This is a genomic window from Nitrospirota bacterium, from assembly GCA_016214845.1.
Taxonomy (GTDB): domain Bacteria; phylum Nitrospirota; class Thermodesulfovibrionia; order UBA6902; family UBA6902; genus SURF-23.
Window position 1 is genome coordinate 37,330 of record JACRMS010000039.1, and the last position, 23,829, is coordinate 61,158.

Here is a 23,829-nt window from a genome sequence, read left to right on the forward strand (position 1 = left end):
ATATTATGAAAGATTATGACGTTTTTATTTTTGCAAGCCTTTTGTCTGCCCTGAACCTCTTTGCAAGATTTGTGATAGATTCCATATCAAGGGCCTTCATCTGCAGCAGCTCCTTTACATCAAGAAGGTCTCTTGGCCCACCTGCCTTAAGTTTCATAACTATGAGATATTCAGGAGATATAACAGATATCTTCACTCCTTTAAAATCAAGCATGACTGCGTTAAGAACAGCCTCTTCTTCCAGCTTTTTAGTTGCGATAATCATATCAATAGGCACATCTTTTTTTCGCGCCTTTATCAGATAAGGGACAGGGTCTGCAATGCCGCCTTTACAAAGCTCTGTTGTAAAACCTTCTGCATTCAGGGCCCTGCAAAAAGCGGTTATCTTGTTTGTCGATTCAAGAGATACTAACAAATCTACATCTCTTGTCCCTCTCGGTAAGCCCCAGACAGAAACGGAAAGACCTCCGATAAGGACGTATCCCTTGATAGTCCCGCCCCCGGTTAACCTGTTCATCGTTACAGCAATCTCTTTAAGACTTCCTGCTAATCCCATGCAATCCTGCTTTCTCCGCGGATTTTTTAAGCTCACAACAAAGCTCAGAAAGTTCAGCAGCAATCTCAAGTTTTTTTGAAGGTGTAAGTTTTCCGGCTGCTTCCATATCTATTTTTTTACTCAACTGCATTACCGTTGACTTTGCCAATTTAACCTCCAGAAAATGCAAATATACATGCAGATATTTTACAACAAAACAGATTCAACAAAATATTTCACCTCCTGATCCTGCTCTTCATATCCTCCATCATGTCCTGAAGGTCTTCCTCCACTGACTTAAGAAGCGCGTCGTAATCATACGGCCTTTTCGGCGGCAGGACCTTTTCTTCAGCTTTCTTTGTCGGCTCTTTGTCAGGGCTTGCCTTTTCGCCCTCGTCTTTCTTTTCTTCGGTTACTGCTTTTTGTTCCTTCTCTGGAAGCGCCTTCTTTTCTTCTTCAACGGGTCCAGTTTTTTCTTCTTTTGCAGGCTCTGCCTTTTGCATTTCAGAAGGGACTGTCTTTTGTTCCTCTATTTTTTTGTCTGAAGGTATACGCAAGGGGGGACTGAGAGGGGTCTCCTGCTGAATTGTTGAGGAAACAGCGGCAGCTCCGCTCTTGTCCTCAGTCAAAGGCCGTGTGCCGTAGGCGAGCATGATCCCCTGCCTGTCAAGCCACTTTTTAAGAACAGATGCTTTGATGGCAAAGTTAACGCCTGTTATCGGCAGATCACCTGCGCCCAGGCGCGCAATGTTTGTGTTTATCGCAATCATGTATCCTCTCTTGTCAATCAGCGGGCCGCCTGAGTTGCCCCTGTTGACGCTCGCATCGGTTTGAAACACATCCTTGCCATCTACATTGTTCTGATTTGCGATCTCCCCGCTGATCCTTCCGTACGTAAGCGTCCAGAGTCCGCCCTGTTCGGGATGACCGATTGCAACAGCTTCTTCTCCAATCTTGATCTCCTCAGGGTCTGCAAGCTCGATCGTTCCAGCATCCTTTGGCGGAGATTCGATTTTCAACACTGCAAGATCAAGGTCAGTATCATACGCGATAATTTTTGCCTTATGCCTGTCGACAAGGTCTTTCCTGAAATTGCCTGTCACCTTATCAGGCTTCAGATACACAAAGATATCCGGAAACGGTTTTGCTTTTGCCTTATCAATTACCACATGGGCATTGGTAGCTATGATGCCGGGGCTTAATACAATAGAACCGGCCCCTACCATGCTGGCGCTTTCATCACCTCGTGAAATGATCAATACAACGGACTTTGAAGTCTTCTTATACACCTCAACCGCGGGGAATTCGGCAAACGACACGCCCGTCAGGATGATTAATGATGTTAGAGCTATAAATATCTTTTTCATTATTACCCCCTTTTAGAAGTTAAGAAATTGAGAAGCTAAGAAGTTGGCTTTTTTTCATCTTCTTAACTTCTCATCTTCACATCTTCTCTCTTTGCTTCTCCTCTTCCAGAAATTTTATTATCTCTTCGGCTGTGCGGCTTATATCTTCAGGATTGCCCCTGCCTGCCTGGTCAGGACGTGTCAGTTTTTTCTCAAGGGAGTTTTTGTCAAACTTCCGGGGCATGCAGCCCAGCGCGTAAGTTATGTCCCTTTTGCCTGCCTGGCCCTCCGCGTCAAACCAGTATTCAATTATCTTTGAGTTCTCAACAACGGCAGATGTCGCCCATGATGAGACCTCGCTTACGGTCGCTTCATCAACGCGGCTTCCCTTTACAGTTGCCGTGTCGACCATTATTGTCCTGATGCTGATGTTGATCGTTCTTGCAAGCTCTTTCCTTGCGCCTTCAGCCGCGTATTTTTTCGCGTCTTCCCTGAAATAGGTCGGCTCGCTTGCCCCGACCGCGCAGATCATGCCTTCAATATTCGGCGTCCTGACCACCCAGTCAGGGGGAGGACCCGGAGGTCTGGTTTCCTGAGTCGTCTGGCAGCTTGATAAAAATGAAAGGACCAATATCAGCGTAGAGACGTCATTAATGGCGTCTCTACCTTTTTTGGTGGCAAAAGCTATTTTCATTTCACTCTTGTAACATCCATCTTTCTGTGCCCGTCCTGCTCCGGCAGAAGTACAGGCGTCTGGTCCCTGTTCAACTCAATAGATGCGGTCCTGGACACATTCTCTTTTATGTAATCGTAAAGTTCAGCAAGCGAGACCTTGCCGTCTTTATCACTGTCCGCGTCCCCCCTCATTCCCTTCAGCAGATAATATGTAAACAGGCCGTGCTTTACTTTGTCGTAATCCGAACTTATCTGGGTGCCGCTTGCCGCTGCAAGCACTGCCACTTTTCCTCCGGCAAGCACCGGGTTCTCAACGGAGATGCTTATCGGCCTTGAACCTTCCCTTGCAACACTTCTCTCGCCTGCGCCGGAGAAACATGAATCAAGCATCACTATTATCTTTTCTGACGGAAGCTTGTTTAAGGCATCGTACATCCTCTTGAGAGGATACATCTTTGATTTATAATCAGGATGCCCATCATACGGAACTATATACGCCTCCTTGTTATTGTCAGGGTCGGGTGCGCCGTGACCCGCGTAGTAGATGAATATCTCGGAATTCTTGTTCACCCTTCTCGGGAGCCATTCCTCAAAATAACTTGTCAGGTCCCCAAGCGTGCCTTTCTCATTGGTGAGCACCTTTATGTTCTGCTTTGGCACGCCGCCTATATTTTCAATGTATTTTGCCACTGTCTGGGCATCCGACTCGGCGTACTTTACCTGCGGGATCATGTCCTCACGGTAACGGCTTATTCCGATTATTACGGCGTAAGAGTTCTCCTTTTTATAACTGCTGAGCTTTGAGGGGACCATGTCCACGTCGATGAACCTGGAAAGCTCCTGGGTCGTCTCTTTAATCTCTGCCGGCCTCACAGCGACTGTAAACGACTTCAGCTCAACAGGGGCATAACCTCTTTCCTCGTCCAGCTCTACCGAAAACTGGGCGGTCTCATGCTTTATGCGTGTCGGGAGGGCGCACTTAAATGTGACTTTCTTTTTGCCGTTCGGCTCGATGCTGCCGGCGATATTTTTATTCCCGAGACAGGAAGTCAAAGTATTATTGCCGGACAATAACACTTCAACGCCCTGGGCGGCGCCTTTGCCTTTGTTTTCAATATTCACATTGACCGAAATTATTTCTCCGCCCTCAAGTATCCCGTTCCCGTTTGTGTCTTCCACCTTGACATCGTAAACAAGCTCCGGGGCCACGGTCACGGGGGCCTTGATTTCGGGGCCCTTCACGGAAGGCCGCTGCGCGGGCCTGGCTTCAACTGCGTGCGAAGCTGCGAATCCCTTACCGCTGATGTCCCAGACAATGATGTTCCTGTCTTCACTGCCGGAAACAAGAAATCTGCCGTCGCCGCTTAACACAACAGACGTGACAACGTCGGTATGGCCTGTAAGAGTTTTAAGTTTCTTACCTGTTTGTACATCCCAGACGGCAACTGTTTTATCATTGCTGCCTGAGAAGAGGACCTCACCGTCAGGGCTGAAGGCCACCGAGCCTGCAATATTTTTATCATCGGTCAGCGTCTTGATCTTCTCCCCGCTAAAAATGTTCCAAAGGGCAATCGTCTTGTCAGAGCTGCCGGAAGCAAGCGTTTGGCCGTCGGGACTGAAGGCCAACGTGATAACAGGGTCCTTATGCCCTTTGAGAGTCCTGATATTTTCCCCGGTGGAAACATTCCAGAGAATAATGTTTTCATCGCTGCTGCCTGACGCCAGCATTTGACCGTCAGGGCTGAATGCTATGGAAAAAACTTCATCTGAATGCCCCTTGAGTGTCTTTAGCTTCTCACCTGATTCGGGACTCCAGAAGATTATCTTTTCGTCCGCGCTGCCTGAAGCAAGTGTTTGACCGTCAGGGCTGAATGCCAAAGACATGACATTGTCCCTGTGGCCTTTGAGGGTCTTGACCTTCTCGCCGGAAGCAACGTTCCAGAGAATAATGGTCTTATCCTTGCTGCCTGACGCCAGCGTTTGCCCGTCGGGACTGAAGGAAAGGGATGTGACATGATCTGAATGTCCCTTGAGGGTCTTGAGCTTCTCTCCTGCAGAGAGACCCCAGAGTATTACAATTTCGTCCTCGCCGCCTGACGCTAATGTTTGACCGTCCGGGCTTAATGCTACTGTCAAAACTTCTTCCGAATGCCCCTTAAGAGTCTTGGATTTTGTCTGCTCCCCGGCAGGAGCATCAGGCGCAGCTTCTTTATTATCTCTTGCTGAATAGGCATAAGACGGTATGATCAATGTTAGAATCAGAATGAATATCATTGAGGCTTTCATGTTGTTCTCCTTCAATCTATAAAAAAATTCTTTAATCAATATCACGCAGCCATTCGCTTTTATTCCCGCGCCTTCAACTTTACTAATTCCTTTTCCAACTCATCAAACGCCTCAGAAGCATGTGCTCTTGTATTTTCAATCAGCGCCCGCTCTTGATTATATGTAACGGCCTTCACGTATTCTTCTTTAGCCTTTGCAGCTGAATCCGCGTCTCCTTTTTTGGCCTTTTCTATCTCTTCTTTGGTTTTACTGAGGGCGTCGTTCATGTTCTTCTCAAGTTCATTTGCCGTCTCAGCCCTCGGCAGGACAGCCACCGCGTAAACAATGTCGCCTCTCTGTCCGCGGTCCGCAATACTCGATCCGCTCAGAAACTCATCCACAGTGACCTCGACAACCATTACAAATTCATTCCTGCAATCCTGCATGTCTTTAAAGAGTTTAGATTTCCCGGCTTCACACATTATATCGATAGTCTCTTCCTTGAGCCGTACCTTTATCTGCTTCGCAATTTCAAGCCTTGCAAGCACCTCGGCCTTTCTGTTGTCATTCATGGGATTGCCGCTTTTATTCACCTCCCCTATCCCGACAACATAATTATTTTTCGGGTACTCGCTGTAAATCCCGGCATAAGGTGATTCAGCGTAAACAGCGGTGCCTGTAAGGACCAGAAAAAACAAAAGACAACCTGCAAGAGTTTTTCTATCCATAAAAAATTGCTCCTTAATCAAAAACCACAGAGACGTTAAGAATAAGATTTCAGCCACAGATTCCGCAGATGGCACAGATAAAAAAATTCTAAAAATCTGCTTATATCTGTGTAATCTGTGGACCGGTTCTGTTTTGTTCTACTCCGTGTCTCTGTGTCCTCTGTGGTTAAACTCACTCCAGTCTCATCGTAAAGATCTGCTCGGTCACTCCGCCTGATACGTCGCCGACGGTTATTTTAATTGTGTGCTTGCCGCTTGGAAGGTCGGCCTTTTCTATCCTTATGCCTTCCTTGGTTGTGTACGGCAGCACCCTGTTTGTAAGATCAATAGTGACAAACTTGAGATACTCGACTTTGAGCTTTGAAAGATCCACATCCTTGCCCTCCACCGGAACAAAGAGTACCGCTAACTTAACAGGAGGTTTGTTCTTATCATTGAGCTCAGGCGAAACGACCTTGATGTCGGGGCCGTTATTTACAGGCCTGCCCACTTCATAAAGCCCGGCAGGGGCTTCCCTGAGCGAACCTTCTTCCTTTGTAACAAGCATCAATGTATCCGGTCCGGCAAAGGCATTACTGAGCATAAACAGACTTATCAGTATTGGTATAAACAGAACTTTCTTCATATCGACCACTCCCTTCTTGAAAAAGAAGTTGTGAAATTTAGAAGGTGAGAAGTTGAGGTTTCCTGTCTTCTCAACCTCTCACCTTCCAATCTTCTTCCTTACTTCGCCTGCATTTTCGCTTCTTCTTTTTCGAGCTGCTCGTGCATCTTCTCGGCATTCTGCCTTATATAGTCTTTAACTTTTGAATCAAGCTCCTTTGATTTATCGAGACTGTCTTTAAACGCGTTGAGGTCGAGTCTTGCAAGCGCAAAAAACTCTCCTGTCGCAGGGTTCTGCCAGTGGTCAACGATCTCCACGCCGGAGAGGGTCATTGCGGTTACCGTCTTTATCGCCTGCTCCACATGCTGCTCTTCAGAGATTGCATTCGGGTCTCCCGCTGTTGTAGACGCAGCGTAATCCTTCATTAAAGACGCTGTGTAAAACTGGAAAACCTTTGCCACTTCGTTTCTCGCGCGGTTATCGGCAGCAGCACGGAGAAGAGATGTGTTCTGCATTTGAGAGGCTGAGGCAACACCGTAAAAAACCTTGCCCATGTCTCCGCCGAATGCGCCGCTTCCTTTCATTACCCATTCAGGCGCTTTAAGGTCCTGCAGGGGAGTTGTTGACGTTACCTTCTCCTTACCCGCGCAGCCTGCAATTAAAATAAGTCCTGCCAATAAGATAAAGCCGGGAGCAATTAATCTTTTCATTTCGCTTTCCTCCTTGTTAAATCAGCTGACAGCTGACAGCTATCAGCTATTAGCTTTTAGTAATTTTATTTTGACGGACAAAACATATCATTTTTAAAATTCACAATCAGGAGACTGCTGTTTGAGGAAATAATCCGCTCCTGCCGCCGTTTGAAATATAGATCTCTCACCTCCTCTTATATTTATTTTAAGATTAGACGGCCCTCTATAAAAACAGTATGGTTTCTTTTGTTGTTTTTGCAAAAAGCCCTTTTTGAATTAAAAAAATTTCCGGTATCCGAAAATATCTGTTTCTGACCTTGCCGTCAATTATCCGGTTTCTAACGTCTTTCTAATCCGGCAAGTTGCTTAACTGCTGAAACTCGCGCGCCCTCAGATTCTTGAGAGTATTGTATCACCTTTCCCCTCAAGTTTCAGCCGCTATTTGTTTCCGCTTCAACTCTTACTCACTTCCCCGTAGTTACAGCCACCCTGTCTTCAAAAAATTCCGCCGCTGAGATCTCATCCCCCCCGGACATTGTCTTCAATTTGACCCCTCTTGTCTTGATTCCTATCTCATGTGTCTTTGTCTTTATCAGATAAAAAGCGCCGCGCGCTGTAACATCAATCTCTCCGAGCGGAGACGTGCTCGCGTACACGCTTATATTTTCCTCGCCTAACGGAGGCGTTATCTCGATCTGGTAACTGTCACTGCCGGAAGGTATTTCATATTGCACGCCGCCGCTGAAATAGTTGTTTTCCCTGAAGGGGTTCGGCAGTAATTGCACCAGTCCGCCTTTGACGTCCCTATAATGGACCCGCGCGTAAAAAGGTTTGTTGCCCTTGAAGAGCACCTTTATCTTCTCACCGCTTTTATAATCATGCTTGTCTGTCCAGGCCTCAACCTGAAGGGGCGACGAAGGGTCTTCCGCAAACTGCCTGTCTCTGCCGATACTCATCATTGCCCTGATATCGGGAACGACCTCGGCCTTCATCAAAACTTTTAAGCATTTACCGGACCTCCCTTCCCTATGCCAGCCGAGTTCTTTTGAGCCTAAAACATTTACATCAGAGTGTGAGAAAGCACCTGTGATATCTTTTTTATAATCCAGATATTTTATTTTTAACCCATCACTGATATATGAAGCAGCCTGCTCCACTGCCTTCTTCTTCGCGTCCTCAAGCGCCTCCCTTTTGGTCAGCTTCGAGGACTTCTTCCTGCCCATGCAGGCATTACCTTCAACTTCAATGATGACGGACTGTGCGGCATACAGGTTGGAAAATAAAAAAAGGGTTATCAGTAATGGAACGACAATTCTCATCATAATTATTTTTGCTGAAGGGTCAGCATTGTCTCTTCCCGTTACTCATTACGGTCACTCGTACTTTGTGATTATAGTATCGGCAGGTACCGCTCTAATTCGTAGGGATGTATCCTTGTGCGGTAGTCGTCCCACTCTATCTTTTTGCTCTCAATGAAATTATTGAATATATGATCGCCGAGGGCCTTGCGCACCACCTCGCTCTTTTCAACTATCTCGATCGCCTCGATCAAACTACCCGGCAGCGAGTTGATCCCTAATTCCTGCTTTTCCTCCACGCTTAAATGATAAATATCTTTTTCAACAGGCTCCGGAAGTTCATAGCCTTTCTCAATACCTTCCAGTCCTGATGCAAGCATTACCGAGAATGCAAGATACGGATTACACGCTGGGTCCGGCGAGCGAAGCTCTATCCTTGTCGCCTTTTCCTTGCCTGGTTTATACAACGGCACTCTAACAAGCGATGAACGGTTTCTCCTGGCCCACGCGATATAAACAGGCGCTTCATATCCGGGGACGAGCCTCTTGTATGAATTGACCCACTGGTTGGCTACCGCCGTGATCTCAGGGGCGTGTTTTAACAGTCCAGCGATATATTTTTTGGCAATGTCAGAGAGGTAATACTTGTCCTTGGCGTCAAAGAACGCATTTTTGTCGCCGTTAAAAAGCGACTGGTGCGTGTGCATCCCGCTGCCGTTCTGTCCGAAGATCGGCTTGGGCATGAATGAAGCGTAGCAGCCGTATTTTGACGCCACTTCCTTTACCACTACCCGGTAGGTCATCACATTGTCAGCCATTGTCAGGGCGTCCGTGTATTTAAGGTCGATCTCATGCTGTGAAGGGGCCACCTCATGATGAGAGTACTCAACCTTTATCCCCATTGCCTCAAGCGTGAGGACCGTTTCTCTCCTCAGATCGCTTCCAGCGTCAAGTGTGGTGAGGTCGAAGTATCCGCCATTGTCCAGCACCTCCGTGCCTTTATCATTTTTAAAATAGAAGAACTCAAGCTCCGGCCCGAGGTAAAGCGTGTAACCGTTCTCGTTCAGTCTTTCAAGATTCCTCTTTAACGCGTAACGCGGATCTCCGTCATACGGGGTCCCGTCGGGATTGAGGATATCGCAGAACATCCTTGCCACCGCCTGTTCCTTCGGCCTCCACGGGACGATCTGAAAAGTAGTAGGGTCAGGCTTTGCGATCATGTCGCTTTCGTCGATCCTCGCGTAACCCTTGATGGATGATCCGTCAAAACCCATCCCCTCATCAAACGCCCCTTCCAGTTCCTCGCTGGTAATGGCGAAACTCTTCAGTTGTCCGAGAATGTCCGTAAACCACAGCCTGATAAATTTGACATTATTTTGCTCTACCATATCCAGCACATCTTTTTTGTCCCTGGGCTTGTCCATGTTTGGCTCCTTTGGTTGATAATAAAATTAGATGTTATGCATTCCCTGTAGTTGGTAATTATACATCATAAGACATGATGCCTCAATAAGTTTTACAGGCGGGTGTGTGACGGGTTGTTAATTTCCATAACGGACAGTAATGCCTTTTAAAAAATTCCTGAGAAACTGGTCCCCGCATTCCTTGTAATTCCTGTGCCCCTGCTTCCTGAACAGCGCGGTCAGTTCATGTCCTGAAATATTGACCCCGGCCAGTTTCAATATCCCGATCATATCGTCCTCTTTCAATTCCAGCGCTATCCTCAGTTTTTTCAGGATGGCATTGTTTGTTAAAGGTGAGTCCGGTTTCTTCGCCTGGACCGGCGCGGTTTCTTTCCTGCCTCTTCTATGAATAATCAGCCCGTCTAAAAAATTTTCCATGACCTTATCACTGCAATCAACATAACCTGCGTCGAATTCCTTTTTAAGAAGAGCGGTCAAACCGGATTGATCAATTTCAAGCCCGGCCAGTTTGAATATCCCGATCATCTCTGAATCGTTAATATCCAGAGCATACCGGAGCCTTCGTAATATGTCGTTGTTGGTCATTATGGATTATCCGGAAGCAACGTTCACAGTATCCGTTTGATCCTGGCGAAGGCCTCTTCTATGATCTCCGGCTCGGGCAGGAACGTGGTCCTGAAGTACACTCCATCCTCCTGCCTGCCGAAGCCTGAACCGGGGACGAAGACGACTCCTTCTTTAAGCGCGGCGCGCACGAATTCTATGTCCTTCTTCCATTTCTTCGTTTCTATTTTTATGAACGCGTAGAACGCGCCTTTGGGAACAGGGAATGAGAGCGGCAGTTTCCCGGCCATCTTCACGAACGTGTCTCTCCTTTCAAGGAGCTTCTTCTTTATGTCAGCGATATACTGAGGGTATGAGGGGTCCGCTATTGCCGCGGCAGCAGCCTTCTGGTATTCCCAGTTCACGGAGAGGCGCTGGTTGCACAACAGGAAAAAGGCATTCTTGACCTCTGACCACTTTTCGCCGTGGAAGGCTACCCATCCTATCCTTGCTCCTGTATAGCTGAAGTCCTTGGAAAGCGAGCTTCCGTATATAAACGGTATCTTGTCCCTCGCTATCTTTCTGAAGTCTATCAGTTTGCCCTCTAATATGAGCTGATCATATGAGCCGTCATAGAATATGGGGACGTCGTACTCGGCGCAGAGCTTCACAACCTCCGCGAGGTTCTTTTCGGAATAGACAGAGCCCAGCGGATTATTAGGATTTATAATCACCATGGCTTTTGCGCCTTCGATCTTCTTTGCGAGGTTTACTACGTCTATCTGGCCGTCCGCGTCATGCCTGTAGAAGACGCTGTCGCCCTCGAACTGTTTTGCCTTGCTTAAGTAGAGCGGGTATACCGGGTTGGGCAGGAGCACCTTCTCCCCGAACCCTATGAACGAATGGAAGAAGAAGTCTATGCCCTCGGTGAGGCCTGCTACTGCAAACACGTCCTCAGGCCTGCACTTCTCGATCTTCGCCACGGTCTTTCTGAACTCCTCGTCACCTTCGGAAGGCGCGTAGCCTTTCCAGTTTTCATCTAACGCGCTTTTCACACGGTCAGCTATGACCTTGAACGGCTGAAAGCCGTACTGAGGCGGATCTCCGATGTTGAGGTAGATCATCTTCTTGCCCTTTGCCTCTTCGCGCTTGGCCTCCATAACTATGTCTCTTATGGGGTAACTAACAACGTTCATTCTTTCCGTGGGCCTGTAAGGCAACTGCCGTCTTAGGTGTATCATGTCATCATCCTTTTTAAATCGAAATATAAAATATCATACGCCACGGTAAAGCAAAAGGGCAACCTCTAAAGAGCATCATTCTCTATCTGTGATTTAGATAGCGCTCACGCAAGGACCTGAATCTGAACACAAGCCCTGAACAGATCGTAAATGCCGCCACCCCTCCGAGAATGAGCGAGAGCCTGATCCACGGCGCGCCTTCTGCCTGACGCATATTTACAAGAGCGATAAGAGTCCTGACCCACTCGATGCCTCCGAGGACAAGCGCTGTCTGAATTAATCGCGGGACCCATGAGCGGCGTATAAATAAAATAAAAAGAAACGCCGCGACAAGCAAGATCAATATAATGTTCTGCGCCCTGAAGAAATGCGCGCCAAGTAGAAGTAAGCTTAGTATCACGGGTAAGAGTTTAAAGAGATTCATTGGGATCCCTATTTTCCAATACTGTTACTCTAAAATAATTACTTTCGTTTCAGGGAAGTATTCTGGAAACCATTCTTTTCTACCACCTACAATTAATATTCCATCTTTAAAACTTATTTCTCCATCATATCTATCACCTAATGACACCTGGCCTATACCTTTTATAAGAATTCTATCTCTTCTTTCGGAAATATTTGAGAAATCTACAAAAGAATCGATTTGAAAAACAACGAAAACAACATTGTAGAATGTGCCCGTTCCACCACCATTTTCAATAGTTAGTAAAGACTGTATTCCAGAAGGAGAAGCACCAATATATTTATAACCGAACATCATCATGTCTTCCACATTTTTTGAAATGACCCATTTTTCATTATTCAAGATCTTTGTTGTTACGGGATCTTTATATTTGTTACTTTTCATTGCTGCACTGATATCTATAGCAACGATATCAGAAGCTGAATCTGACAACCATCCTGAAAGTTGTTCTATAATCTTTGGGTGAATAAAAGGCTCAGCATTAAAAGAGGTTCGAAGAAAGGGAGTAATTCGATTAATTGGCTCCTCAGATGCGTTTAAACTCAAAGCCACTTTTGGCGATAGTTTGAGATCGTGATTCTCCCGTTCCAATTTTGCAATGTGTGTTTTTAAATCAATTAAATAATGAGCTTGGAAAAATTTAGCTAACCTAAATCCGATATAGAATGTAGTTACAAGAACACTTGATACAATTCCTATTAAAGTAATAATCGTACTTAACTGTGATTCCGCAATGATTTTCCATATTTCAGATAATGTCATTTGCCTTAAATGATTCTTTACAGTTTATTTAATATTATCTTCTCTTACTTAATGGGTAAGACTTATTTGAGAGTATTCATTGGGATTCATTTATTGTTACTCAATCATCCGCTGCTTTCCGACTACCCCACTCTCTCTCGTCATAATTAAAAAATATCATACGCCACGATGGTGCAAAAGCACAACAGATTTTTAGGCGCCATAATCAGAAGTTCAGAAGATCACGTCATTCCCGGCTTTCAGTAATTCTCCTGTTTTGATAGAATAATCTAAATCACATCGAGGAGGTGACGATGGAAAAAGAGATTATCTTTATTGTAGAGGAATCGCCTGAAGGCGGATTCGAGGCAAGGGCACTTGGGCATTCGATTTTCACGGAAGGAGATACTTACGAAGAACTGAAACGAATGGTCCAGGACGCAGTAATCTGTCACTTTGAAGAAGCCGAGAGGCCGAAAATCATCAGGTTGCATATGGTCAAAGATGAACTCCTCACTGTATGAAGCTACCACGAAACATCGGGGGAGATGAGTTAATCAAACGGTTGGCTGAATACGGCTATAAACAGACCCGCCAAACAGGCAGTCATGCACGGCTAACATCATCACTCAAAGGCACAGAACATCACGTTACCATTCCGAAGCATAATCCTCTTAAGGTTGGCACTCTGAATTCTATCATCACTTCTGTTGCAGAATATCTTAAAAAAGAAAAACAGCAGGTGATTAAGGAACTTTTCAAGGACTGAAAGTTTTTCATGAGGAGTGTTTGAAAATGGTGAAGCAAAGCTACCCCGCCCCTACTACCTCCAAAACATTCGACCTCAATCCCTTTAGATATTTTACAAACTCTTCCTTGTTTTTATGCCCCATAAAAATTCCAGCCAGTTCCGTGAAATCAGAATCTTTGACAATCACGTGTTCTTCATTTAATCTCATAAGGGTCTCAAGCGTCCTCAGGTATTCATAGGCGTCTAAGAGGGCCCTACCGTTTTCAGGACGAAGGATACCCTTCTTCGCAAGACGTCTTATTGCGGATGCCGTATCCTGCACAAGTATTTCCGGAGACCCAGTCGCATTATTGAGTTGCAGCCACTGGACAAAAAATTCTATCTCCTCTATTCCGCCCGGCCCGAGTTTAACATCCACTCCCTGCGGCTCGTGCGACAGCTCTTTCATTATCCTCTCGCGCATCGACTTTATATCTTCTCTCTTCAACTCCACTCCTCTTTTCAAAATAACTTCCTTCGCCATTTCAGCAAACGATCTTGCAATATCCATGTCTCCGGCTATCGGCCTCACTTTAAGAAGAGCCTGGATCTCCCACGGGTGAGCGTTTTTGAGATAGTAATTCCTGTAACCTTCCAGGTTGTTTATAAGCGCGCCTTTGATGCCGTCGGGCCTCAGCCTCATGTCCACGTTGTAGATAATGCCCTTGTCCGTGTACGCAGTTAAAGTCTTCAATATCTTTTCAGCTGTTTTTAATTCATCGGGGCTTTCAGAGAGAAAAATGATATCGAGGTCGGAACCGAACGTCATCTCCCTGCTGCCGAGCTTTCCCATGCCGAGCACTGCGAAGCCTGCCTTCTGACTTCTGCCTTCTGACTTCTGTCTTCTGTTTTCTGTCTTCTGACAATTCTCCACGATAATTCCGATTACCGCCTCCGCGAGATGAGACAGGCATCTTACAAGATGATTAACCTTCATGACGTGCATGAGGAAGAAACTGCCGAGGCGGATTTCTTCGACATTTTTGTATTCGGCAATGCCTGTCTCGAAATTTTCGCCGGGTATGCTTTTTTTCAGTTCCTCCCTTGTTTTGCTGAGCGTCTTTCTTATGATGTTCCCCTCAAGGAGCAGGTCAAGGTAGCGCGTGTTGCTTAAAAATATTCGCGTGAGGTTCGTGCTCAGGGAAAATATTTTAATGATGCCGTCCTGCAATTCCTTCCTCTCGGTAAAGCCTGTAAGATACGTCTCTTTGATACCCATTACCGTAAAAAAGCTGACAAGCCCTTTCAGCGCCCTGTCCGGGCTTTCAGAATTCAGCGCCTTTTCAATGAGCAGCGGGATGACCTTTCTCATCACCGTGCGTTCACGCTGTGTCTTGAAGAATTCAAACTGCTCCCGCATTCCCTTGAGATTCATCAAACCGGCTGGAGGGTTTTTAATGCCCCTGAAAGAGAGATATTCCGAAAGCTCATCGTCGCTGAGGTCTCCTTCAAGCAATGAAAGCGCCTCGGCATGAACGTCTTCCTCCGTGCCAAGCAGGGAGTTGTACATATTCCTGATCTTCATTCTCCTCATCCGCAAGTCAGAAAGAAATCTGTCAGTGGAGGTGAAACCTGATTTTATCGCGAGGGATTTTAAATCATCTTCTGATGACGGTAGGGAATGCGTTTGCAGGTCGTCTTTCATCTGAAGGAGATGCTCAACGCGCCTGAGGTGTAGATAGTTTTCACGGAGCGTGACAAGTTCTTCTTCAGGCACCATCCCAAGCCATCTCAGCGATTGTATCGCGTTTAAAAACCTGTGCGTCCTGAGGCCGCCGTGTTCAGGGCCATAGATAAGCTGAAAGGTCTGAATAAAAAATTCCGCCTCTCTAATCCCCCCGTAGCCGCGCTTTATGTCATCCCTTGAAAAGGAGGAATCTATTTTTTTCTTAAGGGCCTTTATCTCTTCTATCCCGGAATAATCCATTGTCTTCTTCCAGACGAACGGTCCTATTGTTTCCATAAACGCCTTGCCGAGCCGCATATTTCCCGCCACGGGACGCGCCCTTATAAGCGCCATGCGCTCCCACGTGCGCCCCCATGCTTCATAGTATGTTTTGTATGAACTGAGCGGGAGCGCCACCTCGCCTTTTTCTCCCTGGGGCCTCAGCCTCAGATCAACCCTGTAAACGATCCCGTCCTCGGTATTCCTTGAGAGTATCTTGTTAAAGAGTTCCATGACCTTAAAATAAAATTCGCTGCTGCTTATCCTGTTCATCAGAACGCCTGAAGGACTCACTGTGCCTGAAGTCTGGCCTTCTTCTCCGGCATAGACGGCGATAAGATCAACGTCGGAGCTGTAATTAAGCTCCTCGCCTCCAAGTTTACCGAGGGCAATAAGCGCAAGCCCATCGTCAGACGGCCCTCCGAAATGCCGGGAATTAATTTTCAAAGAACAGTCAAGCGCGAAATCAATGACAAACTCGGCAAGGCAGGTAAGCTCATCCATCGAGGAAAGAGTGTCCGTCTCGCCCGTGATATCTCTTAAGGTAATTCTAAGCAGCTGACTTTTCTTAAACAGCCTGAGCCTCTTTAATATATCGCTTAAGTCCAGCTCTTCAGCCAATGCGAGTCCGGTCTTGCCCTTTACGCTTAGAAACTTTTTTGTAACAGGCGTCTTCAGCTCTTTTAACGCGGCAAAAAGTTCGTCAGGATTTGATATGCAGTAATTCGAAAGGAACTGGCTTGCGGCAAAGAGTTTCGCGACATCCTTCAGATAAGGCAGAAAGCGTTCTCTCCCCGATGACGCTTCCATAAGCCTGTGCAGGTTTGTCCCGGCCCTCTTCGGATCGGAAGCGGACCGGCAGGCATCTGTTATATTTTTATGTATTTCTTTTTCAGAAGGCATCATATTTATTTAAACCACAGAGGGCGCAGAGATAATAATTTTTTTGCTTCTCTGTGTTCTCATGATATAAACTTAAGATATTATATGTAAAATTACTATATAAAAGAGAGCACAGGGAAATTTCTATGAGAACAATCCGCAGATTTCACAGATTGCGCAGATGAAGTAAAAACCTTTTCAGAGAATCTGTGAAAATCTGTGTAATCCGCGGCTAATATATTTTTTCTCTGTGTCCTCTGTGGTTAATAAACTTAAAGGGAGGGACTTATTCATGAAGATGATAGCCGCTGTTATTAAGCCGTTTAAACTCGACGACGTAAAAAAGGCCCTTGCAGACGCGGGGATTCAGGGCATGACCGTAACGGATGTCAAAGGCTTCGGCAGGCAGAAAGGTCACGTGGAGCTCTACAGGGGAACAACTTATGAAGTAAATTTTCTGCCGAAGATAAAGATAGAAGTCGCGGTCTCAGATGAAAGGGCTGATGAGATAATAAAGACAATTTCCGAAAGCGCAAGGACGGGAGAGATCGGAGACGGCAAGATATTTATTTATAATCTCAGTGATGTGCTCAGGATAAGGACCGGAGAGAGCGGCGACGGTGCCATATAATATTCTGTTTTGCAGGAAAATCCATACACCTTTGTCTGCTTTTAAATGCACTAATCAGTGCCCCCCCTCATAACAAGCGTACACTTTCAAAGAGTTATTAAGATTGCCTTCGTTGGCATATTAGTTGCAATTAAAAAGGGCAGTGCATCTACTCACATAACTTCCCTTGAAGTTACACGGGATGTCCGAGAGGAGGACCTACTGCAATGGCAAGCGCAAAGATTTTGGTTGTTGAAGACGATTTTTTTACTGCTGTGGTATTTCGGCAATTACTGGAGCTCTGGGGTTATGAGATATGCGAACAGGTGACCTCGGGGGAGGAAGCAATCGCAAGAGCTGAAAAAGAAAAACCGGACATTGTATTAATGGACATAAATCTGGACGGGGAGATAGACGGCATCGAGGCGGCCACAAAGATAAGAGTGCGTTTTGGCATCCCCATTATTTTCACGACTGCTTATTCAGACAATGAAACAAAAGAAGCCGCAAGACTTGCTGATCCTGTCGGTTATTTTGTTAAGCCGTTGAACTTTAATGAATTGCGGACAATGCTTAATTCCATTGCCTGCAATTAACAGGCGTGAGATATCAGGAAAATTTTTCCGTGATATGCAGGGAAAATCATACACCATTTCAGTTTTCATATGACGCAATTTGAGCTGCCTTTCACAGCGTTTGTTCAATTTCAAGGAGTTATCAGGCGCGCTGTCATTGGCACAATAGTTGCACTTATATAAACACTATTTTCTGAAGCCCCGGGGATCCCAGGATCTTCAGGCGATCTTAACAGGAGAATCGGCTATGAACTTACAAGAACTCAAAGAAGAAATCAAAAAAATATGCGTCAAATGCATAGAATGCGACCCTTGCTGCACGGGGAATATCCTGAAAAAGTGTATTGAGAATAACAGATTCACTCCTTTGACCGATGATCAGGTAGTGATCGGGACTCTTACCCAATAAATAAAGGGGGGGCAGCGCCCCCCTTCTGATTCTTAAATATCATAGTACAGGAAAAACTCGTACGGATGCGGCCTTAACCTCAGCGCGTCAACCTCATTTGTCCTCTTGTAGCTTATCCATTTTTCGATGGCGTCCTTTGTGAAGACATTGCCCTTCAACAGGTACTCATGGTCTTTTTCCAGATGATCAAGGGCTTCATCGAGGCTTCCGGGCATTGTAGGCACATTTGCCAGTTCCTCAGGTCCGAGATCGTAAATGTCCTTATCAAGAGGCTCTCCCGGATGGATCTTGTTTTCAATGCCGTCCAGTCCGGCCATCAACATAGCAGAGAATGCGAGATAGGTATTGCATGAAGGATCAGGGAATCTCACCTCGACCCTCTTCGCCTTCGGGCTTGCCGAATAAGTCGGTATCCTTACGGATGCGGAGCGGTTTCTCGCAGAGTATGCGAGATTAACAGGGGCCTCAAATCCCGGAGTCAATCTCTTGTAGGAATTTGTTGTAGGATTGGTAAGCGCCGCAAGCGACTTCGCGTGTTTCAGTACACCTCCAATGTAGAAGAGGGCCATCTCGCTCAAACCTGCATAGCCGTTGCCTGCGAACAGGGGCTTGCCGCCTTTCCATATGCTCTGGTGAACGTGCATACCTGAGCCGTTGTCTCCGAATAATGGCTTCGGCATGAATGTCGCTGTCTTGTTATGCCGCCTTGCAACATTTTTGATTATATATTTAAAGAGCATGTTCTTATCAGCCATGCTGACAAGGGAATCAAACCTCATGTCAATCTCAGCCTGTCCTGCGGTTGCAACCTCGTGGTGTTCTCTCTCAACATAGATACCGCACTTCAGCATCTCCATGACCATCTCGGTCCTGAGATTCACCTGGCTGTCTGTCGGCGGAACAGGGAAATATCCCTCTTTGTGTCTCGGTTTGTAGCCAAGGTTGGGGTTTTCTTCTCGTCCTGAATTCCAGATACCCTCAAAGGACTCAATGAAATAGTACCCGCTGTGGGAGTTCTGGTCGAACCTGATCCCGTCAAAAATAAAAAATTCCGCCTCAGGGCCGAAGTATGCCGTGTCGCCGACGCCTGTTGATTTGAGATAAGCCTCCGCCTTCTGCGCGATGTATCTCGGGTCCCTCGTGTAAAATTCCTTTGTGATAGGGTCCACAATGTTGCAAATTAAGCTGATCGTAGGATACTCCATAAAAGGGTCCATGAAGGCTGTCTTCGGATCAGGTATTATCAGCATGTCCGATGTGTTTATCGCCTGCCATCCCCTGATGGAAGAGCCGTCAAACCCGAGGCCTTCCTCAAATATCTCCTCTTTTAATTCTGCTACAGGCACTGCAAAGTGCTGCCAGATGCCGGGGAAATCAAGGAACTTGAAGTTGGCCATCACGGCCTTGTTTTCCTGCGCCATCTTGATTACGTCTTTTGGTGTCATGTTTCCTCCTTTTTAAGTTTTAAGTTATCCGCAGATTGCCCAGATTAACACAGATTTTTATAGAGGCAAATTTAATCTGTGAAATCTGCGTAATCTGTGGATTAGTCCTTTAAGTGAAAAAGCCTTTATAAAAGTTCATGGCCCTGCCGCTGTATTCGGCGTAGAGCCTTTCTGTCTCTTCTTTCAGATTGTCGAAATCTATTGGTCCGCTGCTGAGCCAATCATATATCATTTCTTTTCTGACTTCAATATGGAACTGAAACGCATACGCGTTGTTCCCGTATCTGAACGCCTGGTTCGGATAAAGCGCTGAAGACGCCAGCCTTACCGCCCCTTCAGGGATGTCAAATGTCTCGCCGTGCCAGTGAAAGACCCTGAACTTCCGCCAGAAGTCTTTCACGAAAGGGTGCACTGCGAGGCTCCTCATAAGAGGGTCCATCAAACCGTCTCCCGTCAACTCGATGCCGTACCAGCCAATCTCTTTTTGCGTCCCGGCATAGACCCGCGCCCCCAGCGCCTTTGCCATTATCTGAGCGCCGAGGCATATACCGAAAACTTTCTTGCCATTAGAAATAAAATCCCTGACAAGCTGTTCTTCTTCCCGTATGTAAGGGATATCATCGTTCACGCTCATCGGCCCGCCCATCATTATAAGCGTGTTGAAATCTTCTTTACCGGGTATGCCCTCCCCTTTTGACAGATCAACTGTCGTGTACGGGATTTTTTTGTCAATCAAAAAATCCTCAATGGTCCCCGGCCCTTCTGTATCGATATTTTTGCAAATTAAAACTGACATAACAAATATATCCTCATCTTAGTCAAAAGACTATTACTGACTTTTGGGGTCAGGGTTAGCTACTAAACCCCAATCACTAATCCCCAACTACTATTAAACCGCCGCCTCTCCGCTTTCGCCCGTCCTTATCCTTATGATGTTTTCGATTGGATACACAAAGATCTTACCATCGCCTATCTCGCCTGTCCTTGCATTTTCCTGAATTACGGCAATCGCTTTCTCCGCCATATCAGCAGTCAAAACTATTTCTATTTTCAGCTTTGGAACGAAGTTAATATCATACTCTACTCCGCGGTAAAATTCTAAGTGTCCCTTTTGCCTCCCGAAACCCTTGACCTCTGTTACTGTCATACCCTGCACGCCCAAATCATTCAGGGCCTTTTTTATCTCGTCAAGCTTGAACGGTTTTATTATCGCTTCAATTTTCTTCATGTTGCCTCCTGATTTTTTACCAATCCCTAACCCCTAATCCCCGATCCCTGTTTTACTGCGTATACGCGCTTTCTCCATGCAGAGCCTGGTCCAGGCCGATAAACTCTTCTCCGTCTTTGACCCTTAATCCAACTATCCAGTCAACGAGCTTAAGGATAATAAATGTTGCTACAAAGACAAATACAAAAGATACTATCACGGAAATACCCTGCGTTATAAACAGGGAAGAATTGCCGTGGAACAAGCCGTCCTTGCCCGCGGGATTTATCGCGGCTGACGCAAAAAGTCCCACCGCCAGTGTGCCCCATGTGCCGCTGACACCGTGAATTCCAATTACGTCGAGAGAGTCATCGTATCCGAATTTTGATTTCATATTAACGCCTACGTAGCATAATAACCCTGCTATTAATCCAATTACTATCGACGACAACGGGCTGACAAAGCCGGCAGCAGGTGTGATACCGGCCAGTCCTGCGACTGCTCCGCTCATGGCCCCGAGCGCTGTAGGTTTTCCTCTCTGAAGCCATTCAATTAACATCCAGCTCATTGCCGCGGCGCCTGCTGAAGTGTTTGTAGTTACAAATGCTACGGAGGCCAGTCCGCCTGATGTCAATGCGCTGCCCGCATTAAAACCAAACCAGCCAAACCACAAAAGCGCCAGTCCTAAAACCGTCATCGGCAGGTCATGCGGCAGCATCGGCTCCCTGCCGTATCCCCTGCGCTTTCCGATCATCATTATCGCCACTAAAGCTGCAACAGCCGAGCTTATATGAACAACAATACCGCCTGCAAAGTCGAGCGTGCCAAGGGTCTTGGCCATCCATCCCCCGCCCCACACCCAGTGACATAACGGGGAATAAACAAATGTTACCCAGAGTATTGTGAAAAATATTAATGCCGAGAATTTCATCCTTTCGGCAAACGCGCCCGTGATCAGGGCAGGGGTTATCACCGCAAAGGTCCCCTGAAACATCATGAACAGCAGATGAGGGACTGTTGGCGCGAAGGGAGAACTCTCCTGTCCGACACCATTCAGCCCGAACCACTCAGGCCCGCCGATAATGCCTCCTTTATCAGGACCGAACGCAAGCGTGTATCCCCACAACACCCAGATCACACTCACCATAAAAAGCATTATGAAACTGTGCATGATAGTTCCGAGCACGTTTTTTCTCCTGACCATTCCGCCGTAAAAAAGCGCAAGCCCCGGCGTCATCAGCGTAACAAGCGCAGTTGAGATAAGCATCCAGGCGGTGTCACCGCTGTTTATCGTGGATGCTTCTCCTGCATAACTTAAACACGGCAGCAATAAAAGCGTTGCCGTTATCACAATGAGTTTAAATTTCATACTCCCTCCATTGAAGATATTTTGCAGGGAGTTTTGCAAAAGCTGTGCCTCACCTAACTTACTAATTTAATTGAAATTTAAATAACCGCTTTCCTACAAAAATGTAGGAGTTTACAGCTTTCCTCCTGATTTCAATTGAAAATACAATGAGATGCAGATAGAGCCTACAAAATTGTAGGAGCAACAATTTTGTAGGGGAACATGGCCTGTCCGTACCCTCAGTCTAAACCGCTGCATCACCCTTTTCCCCGGTCCTTATCCTGATTATCTCTTCAACGTTTGAGATGAATATCTTGCCGTCGCCTATCTCGCCTGTCTTTGCCTTGTCCTGGATTATAGCTACCGCCTGCTCTAACAGTTGGTCCTGTATGACAATTTCTATCTTCAGTTTTGGAACAAAGTTTATGTCATATTCTGCGCCACGGTAGAATTCGAGGTGGCCCTTTTGCCTGCCGAAACCTTTCACCTCCGTGACCGTCATTCCATTAACGCCTAATTCATGCAGCGCCTTCTTGATGTCGTCCAGTTTAAATGGTTTTATTATCGCCTCTATTTTTTTCATTTATCCTCCGATTATTTTTTGGGATTGGGGTTTGGGGATTAGGGGTTAGTAAAGATAACCATCAACCGGTTTTTCTTTTCCAATCCCTAACCCCCAACCCCTTCTTTATAATGAATACCCGCTTTCTCCATGCTGCGCGTGGTCCAGCCCTACAAACTCTGCCTGATCGTCAACTCTGAGTCCCATTACCGCGTCAAGTGCCTTTAAGATGATGATCGTAATTACGAATGAATAAACCCATGCCGCGCCAACGCTTATCAACTGATTCACAAGTAGAGACGGGTTGCCGAAGAACAGGCCGTCATTTCCTGCTGAATTAATCGCCTTTGACGCAAACAGGCCTGTTGCAATCGCGCCCCATGTTCCGCCTACGCCGTGAACGCCCACTACATCGAGGGAGTCATCGTAGCCGAATTTCGATTTGAGATTAATTGCCAGGTAGCAGATCACACCTGCTGCAAGCCCGATAATGACTGATGACATGGGCCCGACAAAACCTGATGCAGGGGTAATTGCCACAAGCCCCGCAACCGCGCCTGATGCAGCGCCGAGAGCAGTCGGTTTTCCCCTGTGCTTCCATTCCGCGAACATCCAGGACAACGCCGCTGCTGCCGTTGCGATATGCGTAACAACAAAGGCTGATGTTGCAAGAGCGCCTGATGCGACCGCGCTGCCTCCGTTAAACCCGAACCAGCCGAACCACAGCAATGCCGCGCCTATTAAAGTCATGGTAATGTTATGCGGCATCATCGGTTCCTTGCCGTATCCCTTTCTTTTGCCGACAACAAGTACAGCGGCAAGGGCTGAAACACCTGAGCTGATATGCACTACAAGGCCGCCCGCGAAATCAAGCGCTCCAAGATTTCTTATCCAGCCTCCAACGCCCCAAACCCAGTGCGCGAGAGGGAAATATACAAACGTGGCCCATAGCACAAGGAATACGAGATACGTGCTGAATTTAAACCGTTCGGCAATCGCCCCTGTTATGAGCGCCGGGGTGATAACGGCAAACATCATCTGGAATATCATGAACGCCTGGTGCGGGATCGTTGCCGCGTAATCGGGATTAGGTTCAAGGCCCACACCCTTTAAACCTACCCAGTCGAGATTGCCGATGATGTGCCCTACATCCGGCCCGAATGACAGGCTGTACCCGTAAAGCACCCAGAGGATAGTCATAACTCCGAGCGCTATGAAACTCTGCATTATGGTCCCCAATACATTTTTGCGCCTGACCATTCCGCCGTAAAAGAGCGCAAGCCCCGGGGTCATCAGCATGACAAGCGCGGTGGAGATCAAAACCCACGCAGTGTCTCCTGTATCAACTTTTGGAGCAGGCGCAGCCTGTTCAACCGCTGCGGGAGCTAAAGTCTCAACCTGTGCCTCCTCTGCAAAGCCGAGGCCTGCAAACCCCAGCAAACCAATCATCATCAAAATACTTAATAACCTTTTCATGTTTCCTCCTAATTTTACTTTTTAA

Annotated in this window: 26 protein-coding genes; 5 read left to right on the plus strand and 21 right to left on the minus strand. The window is 46.6% G+C overall.

Annotated elements, in window-relative coordinates:
* Window positions 1–13: 13 nt before the first annotated feature.
* The 14 genes from HZB61_15525 to HZB61_15590 form a co-directional block, all read right to left on the minus strand.
* On the minus strand, window positions 14–517 hold the full coding sequence (locus HZB61_15525; protein ID MBI5058019.1) for a nucleotidyltransferase: 504 nt from the start codon (window positions 515–517) through the stop codon (window positions 14–16).
* A gap of 16 nt (window positions 518–533) precedes the next feature.
* Window positions 534–704 carry a hypothetical protein gene (locus HZB61_15530; protein MBI5058020.1) on the minus strand — a complete coding sequence of 57 codons (171 nt, stop codon included), beginning with the start codon at window positions 702–704 and terminating at the stop codon, window positions 534–536.
* 67 nt (window positions 705–771) lie between these two features.
* Window positions 772–1,902 (minus strand): trypsin-like peptidase domain-containing protein, encoded by a 1,131-nt coding sequence (locus HZB61_15535; GenBank protein ID MBI5058021.1) that lies wholly within the window; start codon window positions 1,900–1,902, stop codon window positions 772–774.
* A gap of 76 nt (window positions 1,903–1,978) precedes the next feature.
* A complete protein-coding gene (locus HZB61_15540) occupies window positions 1,979–2,575 on the minus strand; it encodes an LPP20 family lipoprotein (GenBank protein MBI5058022.1) in 597 nt (198 codons plus the stop codon).
* Window positions 2,572–4,842, minus strand: coding sequence for a caspase family protein (locus HZB61_15545; GenBank protein ID MBI5058023.1), 2,271 nt, complete (start codon window positions 4,840–4,842; stop codon window positions 2,572–2,574). Before HZB61_15545 ends, HZB61_15540 begins: the two co-directional genes overlap by 4 nt.
* Window positions 4,843–4,901: 59 nt before the next feature.
* Complete coding sequence (locus HZB61_15550; GenBank protein MBI5058024.1) at window positions 4,902–5,549, minus strand: hypothetical protein; 648 nt, start codon at window positions 5,547–5,549, stop codon at window positions 4,902–4,904.
* Between the two features lie 172 nt (window positions 5,550–5,721).
* A complete protein-coding gene (locus HZB61_15555) occupies window positions 5,722–6,174 on the minus strand; it encodes a hypothetical protein (GenBank protein ID MBI5058025.1) in 453 nt (150 codons plus the stop codon).
* A gap of 98 nt (window positions 6,175–6,272) precedes the next feature.
* Window positions 6,273–6,863 (minus strand): LPP20 family lipoprotein, encoded by a 591-nt coding sequence (locus HZB61_15560; GenBank protein ID MBI5058026.1) that lies wholly within the window; start codon window positions 6,861–6,863, stop codon window positions 6,273–6,275.
* Window positions 6,864–7,309: 446 nt separating this feature from the next.
* Window positions 7,310–8,167, minus strand: coding sequence for a DUF4384 domain-containing protein (locus HZB61_15565; GenBank protein MBI5058027.1), 858 nt, complete (start codon window positions 8,165–8,167; stop codon window positions 7,310–7,312).
* Window positions 8,168–8,235: 68 nt separating this feature from the next.
* The gene (locus tag HZB61_15570) at window positions 8,236–9,567 is read right to left on the minus strand and encodes a glutamine synthetase (protein MBI5058028.1); all 1,332 of its coding nucleotides are present in this window, start codon (window positions 9,565–9,567) and stop codon (window positions 8,236–8,238) included.
* Between the two features lie 117 nt (window positions 9,568–9,684).
* Complete coding sequence (locus HZB61_15575; protein MBI5058029.1) at window positions 9,685–10,152, minus strand: DUF1456 family protein; 468 nt, start codon at window positions 10,150–10,152, stop codon at window positions 9,685–9,687.
* 23 nt (window positions 10,153–10,175) lie between these two features.
* Window positions 10,176–11,351, minus strand: a complete 1,176-nt coding sequence (locus tag HZB61_15580) for an aminotransferase class I/II-fold pyridoxal phosphate-dependent enzyme (protein MBI5058030.1) — start codon at window positions 11,349–11,351, stop codon at window positions 10,176–10,178.
* 82 nt (window positions 11,352–11,433) lie between these two features.
* Window positions 11,434–11,775, minus strand: coding sequence for a hypothetical protein (locus tag HZB61_15585; protein MBI5058031.1), 342 nt, complete (start codon window positions 11,773–11,775; stop codon window positions 11,434–11,436).
* A 24-nt stretch (window positions 11,776–11,799) separates the two neighbouring features.
* Window positions 11,800–12,576, minus strand: coding sequence for a hypothetical protein (locus HZB61_15590; GenBank protein MBI5058032.1), 777 nt, complete (start codon window positions 12,574–12,576; stop codon window positions 11,800–11,802).
* Between the two features lie 293 nt (window positions 12,577–12,869).
* Here HZB61_15590 and HZB61_15595 point away from each other — a divergent pair, with 293 nt between their 5' ends.
* Window positions 12,870–13,079, plus strand: a complete 210-nt coding sequence (locus HZB61_15595; GenBank protein MBI5058033.1) for a 2-oxoisovalerate dehydrogenase — start codon at window positions 12,870–12,872, stop codon at window positions 13,077–13,079.
* A complete protein-coding gene (locus tag HZB61_15600; GenBank protein MBI5058034.1) occupies window positions 13,076–13,324 on the plus strand; it encodes a type II toxin-antitoxin system HicA family toxin in 249 nt (82 codons plus the stop codon). The genes HZB61_15595 and HZB61_15600 overlap by 4 nt, the downstream gene beginning before the upstream one ends.
* Window positions 13,325–13,364: 40 nt before the next feature.
* Here HZB61_15600 and glnE read toward each other — a convergent pair whose 3' ends face one another.
* A complete protein-coding gene (glnE, locus tag HZB61_15605) occupies window positions 13,365–16,196 on the minus strand; it encodes a bifunctional [glutamate--ammonia ligase]-adenylyl-L-tyrosine phosphorylase/[glutamate--ammonia-ligase] adenylyltransferase (protein ID MBI5058035.1) in 2,832 nt (943 codons plus the stop codon).
* A gap of 268 nt (window positions 16,197–16,464) precedes the next feature.
* On the opposite strand from glnE, the gene HZB61_15610 reads away from it, so the two are divergent.
* From HZB61_15610 to HZB61_15620, 3 genes are all read left to right on the plus strand, one after another.
* Window positions 16,465–16,803, plus strand: a complete 339-nt coding sequence (locus HZB61_15610; protein MBI5058036.1) for a P-II family nitrogen regulator — start codon at window positions 16,465–16,467, stop codon at window positions 16,801–16,803.
* Window positions 16,804–17,009: 206 nt separating this feature from the next.
* Window positions 17,010–17,378: a response regulator gene (locus HZB61_15615; protein ID MBI5058037.1), complete on the plus strand. Its 369-nt coding sequence runs from the start codon at window positions 17,010–17,012 to the stop codon at window positions 17,376–17,378.
* 226 nt (window positions 17,379–17,604) lie between these two features.
* Window positions 17,605–17,766: a hypothetical protein gene (locus tag HZB61_15620; protein MBI5058038.1), complete on the plus strand. Its 162-nt coding sequence runs from the start codon at window positions 17,605–17,607 to the stop codon at window positions 17,764–17,766.
* Window positions 17,767–17,798: 32 nt separating this feature from the next.
* On the opposite strand, the gene glnA is transcribed toward HZB61_15620, so the two are convergent.
* The 6 genes from glnA to HZB61_15650 all read right to left on the minus strand — a co-directional run bounded on the left by glnA (window position 17,799) and on the right by HZB61_15650 (window position 23,804).
* Window positions 17,799–19,211: a type I glutamate--ammonia ligase gene (gene glnA, locus HZB61_15625; protein MBI5058039.1), complete on the minus strand. Its 1,413-nt coding sequence runs from the start codon at window positions 19,209–19,211 to the stop codon at window positions 17,799–17,801.
* A gap of 109 nt (window positions 19,212–19,320) precedes the next feature.
* The gene (locus tag HZB61_15630) at window positions 19,321–20,007 is read right to left on the minus strand and encodes a type 1 glutamine amidotransferase (protein MBI5058040.1); all 687 of its coding nucleotides are present in this window, start codon (window positions 20,005–20,007) and stop codon (window positions 19,321–19,323) included.
* 93 nt (window positions 20,008–20,100) lie between these two features.
* A complete protein-coding gene (locus HZB61_15635) occupies window positions 20,101–20,439 on the minus strand; it encodes a P-II family nitrogen regulator (GenBank protein MBI5058041.1) in 339 nt (112 codons plus the stop codon).
* A 52-nt stretch (window positions 20,440–20,491) separates the two neighbouring features.
* The gene (locus tag HZB61_15640; protein ID MBI5058042.1) at window positions 20,492–21,787 is read right to left on the minus strand and encodes an ammonium transporter; all 1,296 of its coding nucleotides are present in this window, start codon (window positions 21,785–21,787) and stop codon (window positions 20,492–20,494) included.
* A gap of 223 nt (window positions 21,788–22,010) precedes the next feature.
* Window positions 22,011–22,349 (minus strand): P-II family nitrogen regulator, encoded by a 339-nt coding sequence (locus HZB61_15645; GenBank protein ID MBI5058043.1) that lies wholly within the window; start codon window positions 22,347–22,349, stop codon window positions 22,011–22,013.
* Window positions 22,350–22,454: 105 nt separating this feature from the next.
* Window positions 22,455–23,804 (minus strand): ammonium transporter, encoded by a 1,350-nt coding sequence (locus tag HZB61_15650; protein MBI5058044.1) that lies wholly within the window; start codon window positions 23,802–23,804, stop codon window positions 22,455–22,457.
* Window positions 23,805–23,829: the final 25 nt, after the last annotated feature.

Bases quoted from the DNA above. Each gene is read 5' to 3' on its own strand.
- HZB61_15525 (MBI5058019.1), bottom strand. From the start codon at position 517: ATGAACAGGTTAACCGGGGGCGGGACTATCAAGGGATACGTCCTTATC.
- HZB61_15535 (MBI5058021.1), bottom strand. From the start codon at position 1,902: ATGAAAAAGATATTTATAGCTCTAACATCATTAATCATCCTGACGGGC.
- HZB61_15540 (MBI5058022.1), bottom strand. From the start codon at position 2,575: ATGAAAATAGCTTTTGCCACCAAAAAAGGTAGAGACGCCATTAATGAC.
- HZB61_15545 (MBI5058023.1), bottom strand. From the start codon at position 4,842: ATGAAAGCCTCAATGATATTCATTCTGATTCTAACATTGATCATACCG.
- HZB61_15550 (MBI5058024.1), bottom strand. From the start codon at position 5,549: ATGGATAGAAAAACTCTTGCAGGTTGTCTTTTGTTTTTTCTGGTCCTT.
- HZB61_15555 (MBI5058025.1), bottom strand. From the start codon at position 6,174: ATGAAGAAAGTTCTGTTTATACCAATACTGATAAGTCTGTTTATGCTC.
- HZB61_15560 (MBI5058026.1), bottom strand. From the start codon at position 6,863: ATGAAAAGATTAATTGCTCCCGGCTTTATCTTATTGGCAGGACTTATT.
- HZB61_15565 (MBI5058027.1), bottom strand. From the start codon at position 8,167: ATGATGAGAATTGTCGTTCCATTACTGATAACCCTTTTTTTATTTTCC.
- HZB61_15570 (MBI5058028.1), bottom strand. From the start codon at position 9,567: ATGGACAAGCCCAGGGACAAAAAAGATGTGCTGGATATGGTAGAGCAA.
- HZB61_15575 (MBI5058029.1), bottom strand. From the start codon at position 10,152: ATGACCAACAACGACATATTACGAAGGCTCCGGTATGCTCTGGATATT.
- HZB61_15580 (MBI5058030.1), bottom strand. From the start codon at position 11,351: ATGATACACCTAAGACGGCAGTTGCCTTACAGGCCCACGGAAAGAATG.
- HZB61_15585 (MBI5058031.1), bottom strand. From the start codon at position 11,775: ATGAATCTCTTTAAACTCTTACCCGTGATACTAAGCTTACTTCTACTT.
- HZB61_15590 (MBI5058032.1), bottom strand. From the start codon at position 12,576: ATGACATTATCTGAAATATGGAAAATCATTGCGGAATCACAGTTAAGT.
- HZB61_15595 (MBI5058033.1), top strand. From the start codon at position 12,870: ATGGAAAAAGAGATTATCTTTATTGTAGAGGAATCGCCTGAAGGCGGA.
- HZB61_15600 (MBI5058034.1), top strand. From the start codon at position 13,076: ATGAAGCTACCACGAAACATCGGGGGAGATGAGTTAATCAAACGGTTG.
- glnE (MBI5058035.1), bottom strand. From the start codon at position 16,196: ATGATGCCTTCTGAAAAAGAAATACATAAAAATATAACAGATGCCTGC.
- HZB61_15610 (MBI5058036.1), top strand. From the start codon at position 16,465: ATGAAGATGATAGCCGCTGTTATTAAGCCGTTTAAACTCGACGACGTA.
- HZB61_15615 (MBI5058037.1), top strand. From the start codon at position 17,010: ATGGCAAGCGCAAAGATTTTGGTTGTTGAAGACGATTTTTTTACTGCT.
- HZB61_15620 (MBI5058038.1), top strand. From the start codon at position 17,605: ATGAACTTACAAGAACTCAAAGAAGAAATCAAAAAAATATGCGTCAAA.
- glnA (MBI5058039.1), bottom strand. From the start codon at position 19,211: ATGACACCAAAAGACGTAATCAAGATGGCGCAGGAAAACAAGGCCGTG.
- HZB61_15630 (MBI5058040.1), bottom strand. From the start codon at position 20,007: ATGTCAGTTTTAATTTGCAAAAATATCGATACAGAAGGGCCGGGGACC.
- HZB61_15635 (MBI5058041.1), bottom strand. From the start codon at position 20,439: ATGAAGAAAATTGAAGCGATAATAAAACCGTTCAAGCTTGACGAGATA.
- HZB61_15640 (MBI5058042.1), bottom strand. From the start codon at position 21,787: ATGAAATTTAAACTCATTGTGATAACGGCAACGCTTTTATTGCTGCCG.
- HZB61_15645 (MBI5058043.1), bottom strand. From the start codon at position 22,349: ATGAAAAAAATAGAGGCGATAATAAAACCATTTAAACTGGACGACATC.
- HZB61_15650 (MBI5058044.1), bottom strand. From the start codon at position 23,804: ATGAAAAGGTTATTAAGTATTTTGATGATGATTGGTTTGCTGGGGTTT.